The sequence below is a fragment of the Shewanella sp. AS16 genome, assembly GCF_021412365.1.
Taxonomy (GTDB): Bacteria; Pseudomonadota; Gammaproteobacteria; order Enterobacterales; family Shewanellaceae; genus Shewanella; species Shewanella salipaludis.
In genome coordinates, this window is the sequence record NZ_JAKCLK010000333.1 from 1 (window position 1) to 287 (window position 287).

Annotated in this window: 1 protein-coding gene; it reads right to left on the bottom strand. The window is 52.3% G+C overall.

The features are described 5' to 3' along the window. Positions 1-33: 33 nt before the first annotated feature. A partial coding sequence (gene hypA, locus LZP73_RS20530; protein WP_234236818.1) for a hydrogenase maturation nickel metallochaperone HypA occupies positions 34-287 on the bottom strand: 254 nt, incomplete at its 5' end.

Sequence of the window (287 nt, forward strand, 5' to 3'; positions counted from 1 at the left end):
GCCTGGAACGCCAATACACATTGTTAACTCCGGTTATTCAACTTCAATACTTTTGACGATTAGCGAATCGCCGGTATCGACACGCAACCGCTCGCCATGACAGATCGGACACTGCGCATCGTGCTGATGAATCTCCACCACCTGGCTGCAATCCCAACACCAGGCCTGGGCGGGTTTATAGACGATATGTAAATCGCACCCTTGCGCTACCGTTCCGTGGCAGACAATTTCAAAACTAAAACGGACGGCGCTCTCCTCAACGCAGGAGAGTGCACCAATTTCCAGCC